This window comes from Sphingobacterium sp. WM (assembly GCF_029542465.1).
GTDB classification, from domain to species: domain Bacteria; phylum Bacteroidota; class Bacteroidia; order Sphingobacteriales; family Sphingobacteriaceae; genus Sphingobacterium; species Sphingobacterium cellulitidis.
Genome location: NZ_CP120709.1, coordinates 1604407 through 1620349 on the forward strand (window position 1 = coordinate 1604407; position 15943 = coordinate 1620349).

The window sequence follows — 15943 nt, forward strand, 5'->3', positions numbered from 1 at the left end:
AATTAAGCTTGTGGCGGCTGCCAGATGTTTTCTTGGTATTTGGTTACCAAAGGATATTCCTTTTCTTGAAGTTCGGTATGATTGAATGATTCCGCCGGATTTTCCAATTGGAAAATATGGAAACTAGCAGCAGTCAACGAAATTCCACAACATGAACAGGTACAAAATGGAGTACAGCTATCTTCTGTGCCATTGGTATCCTCTTTCTCATGGTTTTGATGACTGATCTTACCATGATCATGTGTATGCGTTTCCCCAATATGATCACTGCATGGAATTAGGGTTAAAACCATGACATAAATCATTAATATGGAAGAAATAAACTTCATTATTACAAATATAAAAATTAATCCCAATTATAAAATCTGGCAAAAATTAACTTAAGATGGGATACAAGAGTAGTATCCGAACTTATAATCCCAATTCTTGGGACTATTTTATTGGTCTCAAAATTTATACATATTCTAGACTAAATTTTTAGTAATTTAAATCATTATAAATCTGATTCATAGTAAATTATTGTATAACAACCTGAATCCATCATTGATTTTCATGGGCTAGGGTAATAAAGTGTTAATATTGGTCAATCTAGTATTAGCTTGTCTATTAATTCTAATTTATTTTTACAGTGAAGGACAAGATGCATGATTGTCTGAATGATAAACCTAATAATCAAGAAGTAATATAAACCCGAAATGAAAAGGAAATTATTAGTTTTTTCTGCTTTGGCTGTGCTGATTGTAACGGTTGGTTTTTTTACTGTACATAACCACGAGGAAGTGGATTTTAGTAATGATGTCAAACCAATCTTAAACAAACATTGTATTTCGTGTCATGGTGGAGTGAAGAAGAATGGGGACTTGAGTTTTTTGTTTGAAGAAGAAGCATTTGCGAATGCCAAATCTGGTGAACCTGTCATTATCCGTGGAGATGCTGAACATAGTAATTTAATTAAGCGTTTGTTGGAGGATGATCCTGAATTAAGGATGCCTTATAATGCGGCAAAATTGGATGATAAAGAAATTGATATTTTGCGGAAATGGATAGATCAAGGTGCTAAATGGGGTAAACACTGGGCTTATGAATTACCTGAAACGGTGGAAGTACCAAAGTCATTCTCCTTCGCTTCCTTGTTTGGCTTTAAACCGGATGGAATCTCCAATAATATCGATTACTTTATTCAAGATAAATTAGATGAAAAAGGACTTTCTTTTGCTGAAGAAGCGGATAAAGAAACTTTATTAAGAAGGCTGTACCTAGACCTGACTGGAGTTCCCCCAAGTCTTGCTGAAGTAAATTCGTTTATTAATGATAAAAGTGAGGATGCCTATGAGAAACGTATCGATAGCTTGTTGGCTTCTGAACAATATGGTGAAAAATGGGCCTCATGGTGGTTGGATATGGCGAGATATGCGGATACCAAAGGATATGAAAAGGATGTATCTAGGCAAATCTGGGAATATAGAGATTGGGTAATTAAGGCTTTTAACAAGGATATGCCTTATGATCAATTTACCATTGAGCAATTGGCCGGTGATTTATTGCCTGAACCGACCAAGGATCAATTAATTGCTACAGCCTTTCATAGAAATACCATGAATAATGATGAAGGTGGTACCGATAGTGAGGAATTCCGTGTGGCAGCTGTCCTGGACCGTGTCAATACAACTTACCAAGTATGGCTAAGTACCACTTTTGAATGTGTTCAATGCCATAGTCATACCTATGATCCATTTAAGTTTGAGGAATATTATAAATCTGTCGCCTTTTTTAATAATACCCGCGACGAAGATACAGAAGGTGATCATCCAAGACTAAGATTCTATGGTGAAGCCGACCAATTACGTGTAGACAGTATTAAAACCTGGCTTAGTAAATACGGAAATGAAAAACTATTGCATTCCACCGATTTATTCTTGAAAAGCTTGGAACCAAAAATCCATGCTCATTATTCAGATCGATTGGTCAACGCTGCATTGTATGATACCAAATGGTTAGGGGTAAGAAATGGTGGTAATGCCAGATTAAGGGATATTCAGTTAGATGGGAAAAAGTTGATTTACTTAAATTACTGGACCGGTAATACGGGTGGTAAACTGGAAATCCATAAGGATACCATTGGTGGTGGAATCATAGCTGAAATCGACCTTCCAAATACAAATGGTAGGCAGGTAATTCAAGCTCCAATTGCTGAAGTCACTGGAAGACATGATTTATACCTAGTTTTTAAAAATCCTAATCTTGGTAAAGATCAACCTGTTTGTATGATTGAATGGTTTGCATTCCGTGAACCATTTCCAAATACGGATGCACCTAATTCAGAGCACATTCAAAAAAGTATCCTTCAATTGGTAAATACGAACCCTTCATCCGTGCCAATCATGATCGAGAATCCGAAGGAGATGAGGCGTACAACGCATGTTTTCGAAAGAGGAAATCGATTGGCTTTAGGGGATGTCGTGGAACCAAAAGTTCCGGAAACCTTGAATCCATTTCCAAAGAATGCTCCTAATAACCGTCTAGGTTTTGCGCAATGGTTAGTTGCTAAGGACAATCCGCTTACGGCTAGAACAGTAGTGAATAGGGTATGGGCTCAAATTTTTGGAAGAGGACTCGTTGAACCATTAGGCGATATGGGAACCCAAAGTATTCCGCCAATCCATCGTGAATTATTGGATTATTTGGCTTTGGACCTGATGCATGAAAAGAATTGGAGTATTAAATCCTTGATTAAGGATATGGTGCTTTCATCCACGTATAAACAATCTTCTAGTCTGAAATCCAAAGACGCACAGAAAGATCCTGAAAATTACTATTTGGCAAGAGGGCCTAGATTTAGGTTATCAGCCGAACAAATTCGTGACCAGGCTTTGACGGTGAGTGGCTTATTGAGCAATAAAATGTTCGGACCTAGTGTGATGCCTTATCAACCTGATGGGGTTTGGATGACGGTTTACAGCGGGGAAGCATGGAAAAAGAGCGAAGGCGAGGACCAATTCAGAAGAGGAATCTATACCTTCTTGAAACGTACTAGTCCTTATCCTTCCTTTATTTCTTTTGATGCTTCCAGTAGGGAGGTTTGTTTGGTGGATAGAATCCGAACCAATACTCCTTTACAAGCATTGACTACCTTGAATGATCCAGTCTATATTGAAGCAGCAAAAAGTCTTGCATCAATTATGAAAAAGGAAGGCAAGGGTGATCTGAAAAGTAGTATTGCCGCTGGTTACCAGCATACCATGTTTAGAAAACTTTCTGAGGATAAATTAGTTGCCCTTGAAAAGCTCTATGCGCAGGCCTTGGAGAATTTTGAGAAGAGACCGGGTGAAGCTGAAAAGTTCATGGGTGAGAACCATAAGGCTGCAAATCGTAATGAATTATTAACAGATGCTGCTTTTACATTGGTAGCAAATGCATTATTGAATTTAGATGAATTTTTAACCAAATCATAAGAGGATGAAAGATTTTGATAGGTTGGTAAAAGAAGCATACCATAAACAATTACAGGCAGAAACTAGGAGACATTTTCTAAAGAAATGTGTCGCTGGAATTGGTAGTATTGCTTTAGGCAGCATGATGGCAAATTGTATAGGTCCTCTTTCCTCTGGAAAGGCTGATGAGGTTGATTTGAATTCATTGAACCCTTTGAGCCCACGTGCGCCACATTTTGCTGGAAAAGCCAAGAATGTTATTTATTTACACATGGCTGGAGCACCATCGCAACTAGAATTATTTGATTATAAACCGGCCTTACAGAAATTGCATGATCAACCATGTCCGGAGTCTTTATTGGCAGGAAAAACCTTCGCCTTTATCCGGGGAGTTCCTAAAATGTTAGGCCCTCAAGCAACTTTTAAGCAATATGGCCAAAGTGGTGCCTGGGTTTCTGACCATTTACCTCATTTTAGCAAGGTGGTTGATGAAGTTAGTTTCTTGAAGGCAGTACATACCGATCAGTTTAACCATGGACCCGCACAATTATTTATGCATACCGGGAGTGCCCGATTGGGAAGACCGAGCATCGGTTCCTGGGTAACTTATGGTCTGGGCTCTGAAAATAGTAATCTCCCTGGCTTTGTGGTGCTGACTTCAGGAGGTAAAACCCCAGATGCCGGAAAAAGTGTTTGGGGAAGTGGGTTCTTGCCTTCCGTTTATCAGGGGGTTCAATGCCGTTCTAAAGGTGATCCTGTTTTATATATTGCAGACCCCGAAGGGATGGACCGCGATTTAAAACGTAATGCCATAGACGCTATAAATACCGTCAATAAAGAAGAGTTTAAGACCTTTAAAGATCCTGAAACCTTATCCAGAATTGCCCAATATGAAATGGCTTATAAAATGCAGGTTGCGGTTCCTGAAGTGATGGATATCAATAATGAACCTGAATATATCCATGAATTATATGGGACAGAACCAGGAAAGGAATCCTTTGCCAACAACTGCCTTTTAGCCAGAAAACTGGTGGAAAAAGGAGTTCGTTTTGTGCAATTATTTGATTGGGGCTGGGACAGCCATGGTACAAATCCTGCAGATTCAATTGACTTAGGTTTTCGAAATAAATGTCGTGAAATTGATCGTCCAATGACCGCTTTGATCATGGACTTGAAACAACGCGGACTCCTGGAAGAAACCCTGGTCGTATGGGGTGGGGAATTTGGAAGAACGCCAATGCAGGAAAATCGGGATAATAATGATATGCCATTTTTAGGCAGAGACCACCATACCGATGCATACACCATTTGGATGGCTGGTGGAGGTATCCGAAATGGTATCAGCTATGGTGAAACGGATGAAATTGGTTTTACTGGTGTTAGTGGTCGATCTTCAGTGCATGATGTGCATGCTACCATGCTCCATTTATTGGGCTTTGATCATGAAAAGTTTACCTATGAATTTCAAGGAAGGCCTTTCCGGTTGACAGATGTTGAAGGTGTTGTAATCAAGGATATTATTTAATCATAAAATGAGATTAATTTACTGCTTATTTATCGTATTGGCATGCCAATGGAATGTCTTGCTTGGGCAATCCAAATCAGACTTGAACATAAAATATTATTGTACAAATTGGGGAATGACTGACTCTTGGGAGGTCTTTTCCAAAAAAGTAAAAGCTGCTGGATATGATGGTGTTGAAACCTGGTTGCCAGGCTCCGAAACTGAAAGAAAGGAGATGTTAACCGCTTTGAAAAATAATAATCTAAGCCTTGGGATTTTAGCAGGTGGCGGAGGTAAGGATTTTGAGTCTTATTATGAATCTTTTCGTAATAGCCTCAATGAAGCCATTCAAATAAAACCTGATTATATTAATTGCCATACGGGTAAGGAATATTACAGTTTTGAACAGAATAAAAAATTAATTCAACTAGGTTTTGAAATCAGTAAGCAGTCTGGTATTCCGATTTACCATGAAACTCATCGCGGAAGATTTAGTTTCGCAGCAAATATTACGCAAGAATATTTAAAGAAAATCCCTGAATTAACACTAGCGCTGGATATCTCGCATTGGTGTGTAGTTCATGAATCTTTGCTTACTGATCAAAAAGACGTGGTGGATTTAGCCTTATCGCGGACAGGACATATCCATACACGGGTTGGACATCCTGAAGGACCTCAGGTAAATGATCCTGCAGCTCCTGAATGGAAAGCTGCTCTTGACCAACACCTCGCTTGGTGGGATAAAATTGTGGAACTGCATAAAAAACAAGGAAAAAAGACTTTAACGATGTGTATGGAATTTGGCCCAGATGGATACCTGCCAACCTTACCTTATACCCAACAGCCTGTGGCTGACCAATGGACAATTAATAAATATATGTTAGACCTCCTGAAAAATAGATACCAATCGTTATGATTTTCTTTGAAGAGTTAGGTTCATTTATCGGGAGATTTCATCCTATTTTAGTACACTTGCCAATTGGAATGTTGGTACTGGCATTTTTTATGGCGCTTTTTGGAAAATTCAAAAAGACTGACGAGTTTAACCCGGCAATTCGTTTTTCATTATTGGTCGGTGCAGTTGCAGCAATAGTTGCTGCAGTGACGGGATTTCTCCTATCGAATGACGGCGGTTATGATGAAGATGTATTGGAATTTCATGAGAAACTGGGAATTGCCGTAGCAATCGTTAGTAGTTTTACCTATGTACTCTATAAAAAAGAAGGTTCCAGCACAGATAAACTTGCTAAACTTCGGTCTCAGCGTTTCTTGTTCCTTGGAATTATCGTTTTACTATTAGGTTTTACGGGTCATTTCGGTGGAACATTAACCCATGGAAAAGGTTATATCAAAGATGCTTTGCCAACCGCAATCAAGGACTTTATGGGTGTTGAACCTGAAGAAAATGAAATATTGCCTTTGGAAAATGTACAAAATGCTCAGGTATACAATGAAGTGATCCAGCCTATTTTTCAAGCCAGGTGTCAGAGCTGTCATGGTGAGAAAAAGCAGGAGGGAGGCTTTGCACTTAATAGTAAGGAGAACCTTATAAAAGGAGGAGATTCAGGAGAGTTGTTAATCAAGGGAAACAAAGATAAAAGTGAATTATATGCAAGATTAATCCTGCCGGAAGGCCATGAAGATAGAATGCCGCCAAAGGGAAGGAAGCCAATTACCCAAGACCAAATCAAATTGATTGCTTGGTGGATCGACTCAGGACTTTCTTTCGAGAATAAAGTCAGTGAGATTCAACAAAATCCGGAAATTGCTGCCATCCTAAAAAAACTCGAAAGTCCTGCAGAAAGTGAGGAAAGTGAAGTATTATACGCGAGTTTACCTGAAGCTCCTTCCTTACCAGAAAACAAAATCAATGATTGGCAGGCGAAAGGAATCAAAATCTTACCAGTCTCAGCGGAAAATAATTATGTTGTTGTCAATGCCATCAATTATCCTGAATTAACGGATAAAGACTTGGAAGAATTGATGCAAATCAAAGAAAACATTGTTCAACTAAAATTAGGACATACGAAAATAACGGATCAGAGTTTAAAGCAAATCGCAGCCATGCCAAATTTGATGCGATTACATCTGGAATATACTGGAGTTAGTGACCAAGGTCTCGCTTTGCTAAAAACTGCACCTCAATTAAACTATATCAATCTGGTGGGAACAAAAGTTTCCGAACAAGGAATTACACAGTTGAATTCAATCAAATCACTAAGCAATATTTATGCTTTTCAAACTGATGCTAAGTTCAATCCAGAGGCGCAAAAAACTAATGGGAAATCAAAAATCGATACCGGAAACTATAATTTACCATTCTTAGAATCTGATACCGTTAAGTATTAATTGTTTTTAATAAAATTCACCATTAGCAAAAGGCATTTTTCGGAACTGATGTTTTTTGTTGCATACGCTGATCTACTGTTAAAGATTAAGGAGTCTCCTTCTTCCAGTTGAATCGTACGGTCCGCAAATATGTACTCAATCTGCCCTTGGATGGCATATTGAAAAACGAATGCATCGGATTTAATAGCTGTATTCTCTACCTTAGGAGCTATTTGTAATAATACAATATCAACATTGTGGCTTTCAATATTGCTATTTAATATTCGTTGGTAGTCGAAACCAATACTATGTTGTTCGTTTTCAAAATGGCTATACTCATCTTTCTTAATGACAAGTACTATTCCTTGCTCTCTTGCACCTTTAAAATCTTCAAAAAATTCATCAAGATCAATTTGAAGCGAATTAATAATGTTGATTAAAACCAAAAGCGATGGAACGGTTCTGTTATTTTCTATTTGAGAGATTAATCCTTTACTCACCCCAGCTTGATTAGCTAACGCTTGGATAGTAATACCTTTCTGCTTCCTGATTTCTTTTATTTTACTACTTATTTTGAAAATAGTGCGATCCTGCATAGCCTTAATTTATTAATAAGAACGCAACAAAGTTAATCTTATTAAAGAAAATTAGACTGTATTCACCGTGTTTTTAGTGAAATAAATTAAATGATAATATATTGTTAACAATTGCTAGCTGTAATGAATTAATAATATTAAGTAATAATTGGTTTTAATATAAAGCGTATAATTAACTATTAATCGTTTTTAGAGGTGTCTAGGACATCAAATAAGGTCTTGGAGTTTATTGGTTTAGTTAGGTATTCAATATATTGATACTCGTCTTTTCTATTTTGTCGATCTGTAATGCAAATGGATGAACTTATGATATAAATTCGAACAGTTTTCTCTGGAAATAGCTTTTCTTCACGGATGGTTTTCATTAATTCCCAACCATTCATCAATGGCATGTTAATATCAATAAACAGGAATTGCGGATAACTACTTGCATTATTCGCATTATTTCTAAAATATTCAGCCGCAATTATTCCATCAGAGAAAATCTTTAACTCAATTTTTTTATGAGTGTAATTCTCCATGTATTTTTTGAAGAGGTAGCAAAAAATGGAATCATCATCTACTAATGCAACCTTTATGGTATCATTCATAATTATTCGGCTTTGATAGTAATTGGTAAAGTGATAATGATTTCATTACCGTATTCAACATCTCTGGAAATTAGTATGTTACCACCAAAATTCTGGATTTGTTGTTTTGCCATATGCAAATCTAACAACGTATTTTCATCTACCTCTAAATCATTCGATTCTAGCTCTCTTTCAATTCCAAAACAACGTATTGATTCACAGTTATTTTTAACAATTAATTGAATATTATTGTTTACAATTTTAGTAGTTATTTTTATAGCAATTTCTTTATTGGACTGGACTCCCTTTAAACTTTCTGAGATAAGATAAAGAATGATGTTATAGAAATAGATTGCTGGAAAAGCAATTTCCTTGACTTCAAAATCACAAGCGATCACCAATTTTTTACTCTCAATCTTAGATTGAAAATGGAGTAGGAGGTGCTGGCATATTTCCTCCATATTAGAAATCTGAAAAAGTGAATCATTGGAATTCTGAATTTCTAAGCTCTCAATTAGTCGATCAAATAAATTCAGAAATTTAGTATTGCTCTGTTTTAGGTATTTAATTAATATCTCTTTCTCTTTGGGATCAGTTTCTTCAATCAATTGCCCAATAATCATTTCAATATTACTGATTGGCGTCCGCAAATTATGGGTAAGAATCTGATTATAGGCTTCTAATTGATTTACTTTTACTTTTAATTCATAATTCCTTTTTTCCAACAAAATATTTTGCTGATTAAGTTTGATCTCATTGTTTTTGAATAAAGAAAGATCCTGAATTTGACAAAGAAAGTAAATAAGTTTTCCTGAAACATCCCGAATGGAGGAAATATTGATTAGGCAACAAATCGGACGATCATCCTTGCCGATGCAGCTTGCTTCAATAATAGTTTTTTCTTTAATCCCGTCTTTTACTTCTTCCATCGCCGTTTTTACATATTCTAAATGATCGGGGTCGATGAAGGAGGTTAGCTTTTTCTCCAACATTTCTTCGGCTTCCGGATAGCCTAACATATCCTGTAATTCTTGATTATATTCAATCACTTTCAATTTACTACTCAAGAGGAGCATCCCAATGGAAGAGTTCTTGAACGCTCTGTTGAACTTTTCTTCCTTGATTTGAATATTTGAAAAAAGCCTTTGGTCGCGGGTAATATTAGTGATAATAATTAAAAGTCGGTCTGATACATCATCGATTATTCTTGTTTTTAATCTATACCATTGTTCAGATTCAATCTTAAACGGTGACCTGTATTTTAGTGAATAACCTTTGCGTTTGCTAAAGGACTTGTTCAGGATATAAAAAATGCTTCTATAAAATTCTTCAGGAAACAATTCTTCAATGGTCTTATTGATGAAGTTCTCCTTTTCAAAAAATAATTCCTCCGGTGTAGAGGTCCAACAATTCAAAATCCTACCATCTTGATCGATTTCAAAGATGATATCATCGATGGACGAAATGAGTTGGTCATAATCTTTCAGTCTTCTTTTCAGCGAGTTTATTTCGTCTTCTGCGTTTTGAATTTTCATTTCAATTAAGCAATTGTCCAGTTTTATTCTGGTAGATGTGATAATTAGTGTGAGATATTTTAGTGTTCCTCGGGAGGTTTTTAGAAAACCTATACCAGAATTATAGTAAAGATAAAGAAATTTTTGTTCCTGACTCCATGAAAAATCCCTAAAATCGATACATTATCGTTTAAATTTTATTAAATAAGATTAAAAAAAGTGCTAACTTGTGCCTGTTAACCTGAGTATATAATCATGATGACACTTACTATTAATAAACACAATTATTAAATCTAAATCGTGGTAATGCGTTCTTTTGTAAGGGTTTTGTTGAAAATTATCTGCAAAATTTTTATACGTACTACCATTGAAAGATTGAATTTATGCATTTGTAAATGAATAAATGCGAGGAAAATGAGGGGGTATTTTATTTTATGAGTTTAAGAAATTTTAATTCATTTAATAATATTAACCGATGTCATTGTAAATGATATTTTCATCTCTTAATTGGAGACTACATTGGAATCGTTAGAAAAAGCATCCTATTCATTGAAAAATGCATGAAGAACCAAACCAGATTTGTCATAGAACATTTATTGTTCGAACGAGAACTATAGAATTAAGGTAATTTTTCAATTAACAGTGTTGGTTTTTATAAGCTGATTGTGTCAATAAATTAACTAATATGACGACAAGGATGTTAGTGTGATGCTGGCAATATTAGCTTTAAAATAAATTTTATATTATTTATTAAAAATAGCCGAAGGAAAAGTGACATTAATTTTAAAAAATGGTAGACCTGTTGTTAGGTTAAGGGCATTTAGAGCAATAGATGACCCTGAAACTTGTTTACGATTTATCAAAGGTCATGAACACGTTTTGACCTCAATTGGCGTCAAGAAAGTTACCTCTTCAAAGGATGAATGGATGTTTAATCCTGCATCTTTTGTGTTGATTGTTGAATCGTTGGATGGAGAAAATGTTTATGGTGGGGCTCGAATTCACGTAGCCGGAGGAACCCAAGCACTCCCTATTGAAGAAGCCACCGGAAAAATGGACCCCAAAATTTTTGATCTAGTATGGTCTTATGCTCAAGAAGGAACAGGCGAAGGCTGTGGACTTTGGAATTCCCGAGAAATTGCTGGTTATGGGATTGGAAGTATATTTCTAACCCGCGCAGCAATCGCCATTGCACCCAGAATTGGTTTAAAAACACTCTTCGCACTCTGTGCTCCATATACCATTAATTTAACGAAAGCTGTCGGTTATCGACAAGAATTTGGAGTTGGCAATAATGGAACCTTCTATTATCCCAAATTAGACCTCCTTGCGACTACGATGGTTTTGGATGATGTTGTGAATGTACCCACCGCGTCGGAGGAAGACCGAAATGCCATTCTTTCCTTAAGGGAATTAGCCGTAGGACCTCGAATCGAAGTCCTCCGAAACAAAGAAATCGAAATCCATTACGACCTTAGTCTGAATGATTTAAAGGATTGGAACTTACAGGAAATTATCCATATGGCTGATGGCCCTAGGTCCTTGGACCAAGGCTTAAATCCTGATGAGGTAAATATTTTATAATTGATTATGAAAGCTCTAATAGCCGACTCCAAAAATATTTTCAAACCCATATTTTTTGATAAATCGAAACCTGGGGATGTCAAAGAAATTCAAGATCTTATTGATGCCAATGAGATCGTTTTTATTCAGGATGAATTTGAACGTCAGGTCCGCGACCTCTTCGTTTGTCGAAATCCAACTTCTGAAAAAAATGAAGAACAATTTCAGGCATTTCTTCGTTTATTCAGTAAAAATCAACCTTTGGAAGAATTGGGAGCATGGGTATTTTACCCATGGAGGAAAACTTTAGTACACATTTTGAACCGTCAGGATTTTATCGAGGTAAGAACAAACCGAAATAAGTTAAAAATTTCTCAAGAGGAGCAAGATCTCCTTGCTACTAAAACCATTGGGATTTTAGGTCTGTCAGTTGGGCAATCTGTGGCCTTGACGATAGCCATGGAGCGCGGTTGTGGTAAACTAAAACTGGCAGATTTTGATAGTCTGGATCTGAGTAATCTAAATAGATTGCGGGCTGGTGTTTTCCATCTTGGAACCCCGAAAGTTATTCTGGCTGCAAGGGAAATCTTTGAAATTGATCCTTACCTGGAAATTGAAATCTTCCCTGAAGGAGTTCATGCTGATAATTTCGAAGACTTTTTACTTGGCGATCAAAAGTTAGACCTATTGATTGAAGTCTGTGATAGTTTTGAAGTCAAGGTCGAAAGTAGACTTCGTGCTCGTGCATTAGGAATTCCAGTTATTATGGAAACCAATGATAGAGCTATGTTAGATATAGAGCGATTTGATTTAAATCCCGATTTACAAATCTTTCACGGACTAGTAGGGGACCTTTCTCTCGAAGAAGTTAAGGCCTTGGATCCTAATTCTCGAATGGGAATTCTCATGAAAATTGTCAATGCTAAGGATTTGTCGCAAAGGATGAAAGATTCTTTGCCGGAACTTGGGAAATCGCTGAAATCATGGCCTCAATTGGCCTCAGAAGTTATTTTAGGTGGTGGAATTTCCACTTGGGCTTCAAGGAAATTATTATTGAATCAAACGCTAAATTCAGGTAGGTATTACGTGGATTTAGAAAAGATTCTAAGTGCGAATAGTACTAATTAACACGTGGATAATGTTTAAATATTTCCTACTTTCTGTTATTGTATTCTTGAATCTTTGCAGTATTCAGGCCACTGCTGCCGTGGATAGTATCGTTCATTTTAATGGAAAGGATATTAAAAATATTGGCAAGTATTTATCCCTATATGAGGAAGGTTCAAATAAGGTTTCCCTGCAAGATGTTATTGCCCATCCTGAATTATTTAAAAAATGCCTAACGGATGTACCAAACCTTGGCATTGTCAAGAATCCCCATTGGTTAAAATTTGAAGTAATCAATAACACAGATGAGGAACATGTTATTGTCGATTTATCACATCCAAATATTGGGAACGTAAAATTTTACTCGATCATTAATTCAAAAATTGATAGTGTAAGTTATTCTATTGGGAATGACTATGCGGAACGTGAAATCCCGCATCAATTTTATCTCTTTGAGTTAAGGCTTCAAAAAGGTGAGAAGGCAACTTGTTATTTGATGTTGCAAAGTGAAACTCAAGTCATTGTTCCGCTTACTATTCATTCCCCAGCAGGTTTGTTTTCCTTTCTACAACAAGAAGATATCCTCTCCGCAATTTACATCGGATTGATGCTATCTCTAGTGCTTTATAATGCCTTTTTATACGTAGCAACCGGTGAGAAGCATTACCTGAGTTATGTGAACTATATTTTTTGGGTTTTCTTTGCTCAGATGGCTGTTCAAGGATTATTTGAACGGATTTTCAATGTTCATAGCGAATGGATTTCTGCCCGTATATTGGCTTTCTCGGGGGCAATGTCTGGTATTGGAGCCATCATATTTGTGAAATCCTTTTTACATACATCCGTCGAAGCTAAGGGGTTTAATAAATTGTTGAATGTCTTTTTATTAGGTTACTTTTTTGCAATTGTTTTACTAATAATAGGCTATATCACGCCTGCCTATAGAATCGTGAATTTGGTTGCTGGAGGTGGTGCAGCTATAGTCCTAATTTTTGCCTTTGAGCTTTCAAGAAGAAAATATAGCCAAACTAAATTCTTCCTTTTTGCCTGGTGTATCTTTTTGATCTCTGTTCTAGTTTTCGTCCTAAAAGATTACGGGGTTTTGCCAAACAATGTTTTTACAGCTCGCTCTGTGCAAATTGGATCAGTGATCGAGGCACTTCTCTTATCATTTGCATTAGCAGATAAGATCAATACTTATCGAAAAGAAATGCTGGAATTACAGGTTCGTGAATTGGCGATTTCTCAAGAGAATGAAAAGCTTATTCGAGAGCAGAATGTAATCTTGGAGAAAAAGGTGTTGGAAAGAACAGAGGAATTACAAGAGTCCAATAAATCCTTAAGTCTTACCTTGGATAATTTAAAGGATGCTCAGGCCCAATTAGTGGAGTCAGAGAAAATGGCTTCCTTAGGACAGCTGACCGCAGGTGTTGCACATGAAATTAATAACCCGATTAATTTTGTGACTTCAAATGTCAATCCATTGCGTAGAGATGTTGGAATCCTCTGGGAAATTATCGACGAAATTGAATTGATAGCCTTGAATGACAAACTGAATACTGCTGAAAAGCAATCGATGATTAAAAGCATCAAGGATAATAATGATTTGGATTACTTGAAATCTGAAATAGATTTCTTGTTGAAAGGTATTCAAGAAGGGGCAGAACGGACTGCTGAGATTGTCCGAAGCTTACGGATATTCTCAAGAATTGATGAAGACACTTTAAAGCGTGCCGATTTGAATGAATGTATGGATTCTACCCTGGTAATATTGAATTCAATGACCAAGGAACGGATTGAAGTGGTCAAGAATTATTATAATATTCCTATGGTGGAATGCTATGCTGGCAAATTAAATCAGGTTTTTATGAATATCCTCTCAAATGCTATTTATGCAGTTGAGAAAAAATTTAATGGAAATCCAGGTGGAGAAATAAAAATTGAAACAAAATTGAACGACGATTTGTCGAAAGTAATAATAAGTATTAGTGATAACGGTACAGGAATTCCTAAAGAAGTGGTAGGAAGAATCTTTGAACCATTTTTCACGACGAAAGATGTTGGCGAAGGTACAGGCCTAGGGATGTCAATTGCATATAAAACAATTGAAAGGCATAATGGCAAGATTAGTTTAAATTCTGTTGAGGGCAAAGGAACTAATTTTGATATTGAGTTACCTGTAAGACAATAAGGTATTAGATTTTTAAATGAGTTTTTAGGTCACACTAAAAGGTAATAGTATGGATAAGAATTTTGAGGTATTGTACATTGATGACGAGTACAATAATTTAGTTGGGTTTAAGGCAGCGTTGCGATTCCATTACAATATACATATTGCAAGCAATACCACAGATGCTGAAAATATTTTGATGACTCATCCGAATATCAGGGTTATTTTTTGTGACCAAAAGATGCCTGGAGAAAACGGTATTGATTTTTTTAGCCGAATCAAAAAGGAGTACCCACGACCAATTCGGATTCTGATAACAGCATTTGCTGATATGGAAACGGTGATTGACTCCATTAATCGTGGACACATTTTTAGGTTTATTAAAAAACCTTGGGAAGAAGCTGAAATTATTTCTTGTATTGAAGAAGCTAATAAATTTTATGTGACCAATTCCTTATTGGACATCCGAAATATGGAGCTTCAAAAAGCTTATGAAGAACTTGATAAATTTGCATATAGCGTAAGTCATGATTTAAGAGATCCTTTAGCGGGTGTCCTTGGTGCAATCCGCATTGCCTTAGATTTCAAGAGTGTTGAGCAGGTTCATGAAATATTGAATCTAATGAAGGCTTCAGTGGTGAAACTTGAAGATTATATCAATAGCCTAAGGGATTATTATTTGCTAAGAAGAGGCGAACTTAATCTATCTAAAATTGACTTTAATGTCATCTTCGAGGATATTTTGGATTTCTATAAAGTATATACCCAAAGTTCGGGTGTTGAAATCAGTTATGAAGTGAATCAAGAGAATACCTTTATCAATGATAAATCAATTTTAGAATTGATATTACATAATCTGGTTTCCAATGCCATTAAATATCAGAAAAATGAAACTGTTGAAAAGAAAGTCAAGCTTTCCGCAAATACGGAAAATGGGCAGGCCATAATAACAGTCTCAGATAATGGAATCGGAATTTCAGAATCATCCATTAATGATATATTCCGCTTGTTTTTCAGAGCAAGTGACCAAGCAGAGGGAATGGGCTTTGGTTTATACAATGTAAAAACTGCCATTCAAAAATTAAAAGGGGAAATCGTAGTAGAATCCAAACCTGATGAAGGTTCAAAATTTATAGTAACTATTCCGTCAAAGGAATAGTT

The 15943-nt window shown here is 36.3% G+C and carries 12 protein-coding genes; 8 read left to right on the forward strand and 4 right to left on the reverse strand.

The annotated features are described in order from the left end of the window. Positions 1-2: 2 nt before the first annotated feature. Entirely contained in the window at positions 3-329 is a 327-nt protein-coding gene (locus PZ892_RS06860) for a DUF6660 family protein (protein WP_277712575.1), read from the reverse strand. A 366-nt stretch (positions 330-695) separates the two neighbouring features. On the opposite strand from PZ892_RS06860, the gene PZ892_RS06865 reads away from it, so the two are divergent. Genes PZ892_RS06865 through PZ892_RS06880 form a run of 4 tightly spaced genes read left to right on the forward strand, consistent with a single transcriptional unit; the run spans position 696 to position 7284 of the window. After that, positions 696-3452, forward strand: coding sequence for a DUF1553 domain-containing protein (locus tag PZ892_RS06865; protein ID WP_277712576.1), 2757 nt, complete (start codon positions 696-698; stop codon positions 3450-3452). A gap of 4 nt (positions 3453-3456) precedes the next feature. Continuing rightward, on the forward strand, positions 3457-4956 hold the full coding sequence (locus PZ892_RS06870) for a DUF1501 domain-containing protein (RefSeq protein WP_277712577.1): 1500 nt from the start codon (positions 3457-3459) through the stop codon (positions 4954-4956). Between the two features lie 7 nt (positions 4957-4963). Continuing rightward, on the forward strand, positions 4964-5851 hold the full coding sequence (locus PZ892_RS06875; protein WP_277712578.1) for a TIM barrel protein: 888 nt from the start codon (positions 4964-4966) through the stop codon (positions 5849-5851). Next, positions 5848-7284: a c-type cytochrome domain-containing protein gene (locus tag PZ892_RS06880; protein ID WP_277712579.1), complete on the forward strand. Its 1437-nt coding sequence runs from the start codon at positions 5848-5850 to the stop codon at positions 7282-7284. Before PZ892_RS06875 ends, PZ892_RS06880 begins: the two co-directional genes overlap by 4 nt. Here the strand turns inward: PZ892_RS06880 and PZ892_RS06885 are convergent. The 3 genes from PZ892_RS06885 to PZ892_RS06895 all read right to left on the reverse strand — a co-directional run bounded on the left by PZ892_RS06885 (position 7281) and on the right by PZ892_RS06895 (position 9963). Continuing rightward, the gene (locus PZ892_RS06885) at positions 7281-7859 is read right to left on the reverse strand and encodes an XRE family transcriptional regulator (RefSeq protein ID WP_182498790.1); all 579 of its coding nucleotides are present in this window, start codon (positions 7857-7859) and stop codon (positions 7281-7283) included. The genes PZ892_RS06880 and PZ892_RS06885 overlap by 4 nt on opposite strands. 179 nt (positions 7860-8038) lie before the next feature. Then, the gene (locus tag PZ892_RS06890) at positions 8039-8449 is read right to left on the reverse strand and encodes a response regulator (protein WP_182498789.1); all 411 of its coding nucleotides are present in this window, start codon (positions 8447-8449) and stop codon (positions 8039-8041) included. A gap of 2 nt (positions 8450-8451) precedes the next feature. Next, positions 8452-9963: a PAS domain-containing protein gene (locus PZ892_RS06895; protein WP_277712580.1), complete on the reverse strand. Its 1512-nt coding sequence runs from the start codon at positions 9961-9963 to the stop codon at positions 8452-8454. Positions 9964-10713: 750 nt separating this feature from the next. On the opposite strand from PZ892_RS06895, the gene PZ892_RS06900 reads away from it, so the two are divergent. From PZ892_RS06900 to PZ892_RS06915, 4 genes are read left to right on the forward strand one after another with little or no spacing between them, the layout of a single operon-like run. After that, entirely contained in the window at positions 10714-11526 is an 813-nt protein-coding gene (locus PZ892_RS06900; protein ID WP_229678272.1) for a hypothetical protein, read from the forward strand. A 6-nt stretch (positions 11527-11532) separates the two neighbouring features. Further along, on the forward strand, positions 11533-12633 hold the full coding sequence (locus PZ892_RS06905) for a ThiF family adenylyltransferase (RefSeq protein WP_277712581.1): 1101 nt from the start codon (positions 11533-11535) through the stop codon (positions 12631-12633). Positions 12634-12643: 10 nt separating this feature from the next. Then, positions 12644-14803: a 7TM diverse intracellular signaling domain-containing protein gene (locus tag PZ892_RS06910; RefSeq protein ID WP_182498786.1), complete on the forward strand. Its 2160-nt coding sequence runs from the start codon at positions 12644-12646 to the stop codon at positions 14801-14803. A 49-nt stretch (positions 14804-14852) separates the two neighbouring features. Beyond that, positions 14853-15941 carry a hybrid sensor histidine kinase/response regulator gene (locus PZ892_RS06915; protein WP_182498785.1) on the forward strand — a complete coding sequence of 363 codons (1089 nt, stop codon included), beginning with the start codon at positions 14853-14855 and terminating at the stop codon, positions 15939-15941. Positions 15942-15943: the final 2 nt, after the last annotated feature.

Excerpts from the sequence above, each read along its gene's own strand:
- PZ892_RS06870 (WP_277712577.1), top strand. The coding sequence starts at position 3,457 with ATGAAAGATTTTGATAGGTTGGTAAAAGAAGCATACCATAAACAATTA.
- PZ892_RS06895 (WP_277712580.1), bottom strand. The coding sequence starts at position 9,963 with ATGAAAATTCAAAACGCAGAAGACGAAATAAACTCGCTGAAAAGAAGA.
- PZ892_RS06865 (WP_277712576.1), top strand. The coding sequence starts at position 696 with ATGAAAAGGAAATTATTAGTTTTTTCTGCTTTGGCTGTGCTGATTGTA.
- PZ892_RS06905 (WP_277712581.1), top strand. The coding sequence starts at position 11,533 with ATGAAAGCTCTAATAGCCGACTCCAAAAATATTTTCAAACCCATATTT.
- PZ892_RS06890 (WP_182498789.1), bottom strand. The coding sequence starts at position 8,449 with ATGAATGATACCATAAAGGTTGCATTAGTAGATGATGATTCCATTTTT.
- PZ892_RS06860 (WP_277712575.1), bottom strand. The coding sequence starts at position 329 with ATGAAGTTTATTTCTTCCATATTAATGATTTATGTCATGGTTTTAACC.
- PZ892_RS06875 (WP_277712578.1), top strand. The coding sequence starts at position 4,964 with ATGAGATTAATTTACTGCTTATTTATCGTATTGGCATGCCAATGGAAT.
- PZ892_RS06885 (WP_182498790.1), bottom strand. The coding sequence starts at position 7,859 with ATGCAGGATCGCACTATTTTCAAAATAAGTAGTAAAATAAAAGAAATC.
- PZ892_RS06915 (WP_182498785.1), top strand. The coding sequence starts at position 14,853 with ATGGATAAGAATTTTGAGGTATTGTACATTGATGACGAGTACAATAAT.
- PZ892_RS06910 (WP_182498786.1), top strand. The coding sequence starts at position 12,644 with ATGTTTAAATATTTCCTACTTTCTGTTATTGTATTCTTGAATCTTTGC.
- PZ892_RS06880 (WP_277712579.1), top strand. The coding sequence starts at position 5,848 with ATGATTTTCTTTGAAGAGTTAGGTTCATTTATCGGGAGATTTCATCCT.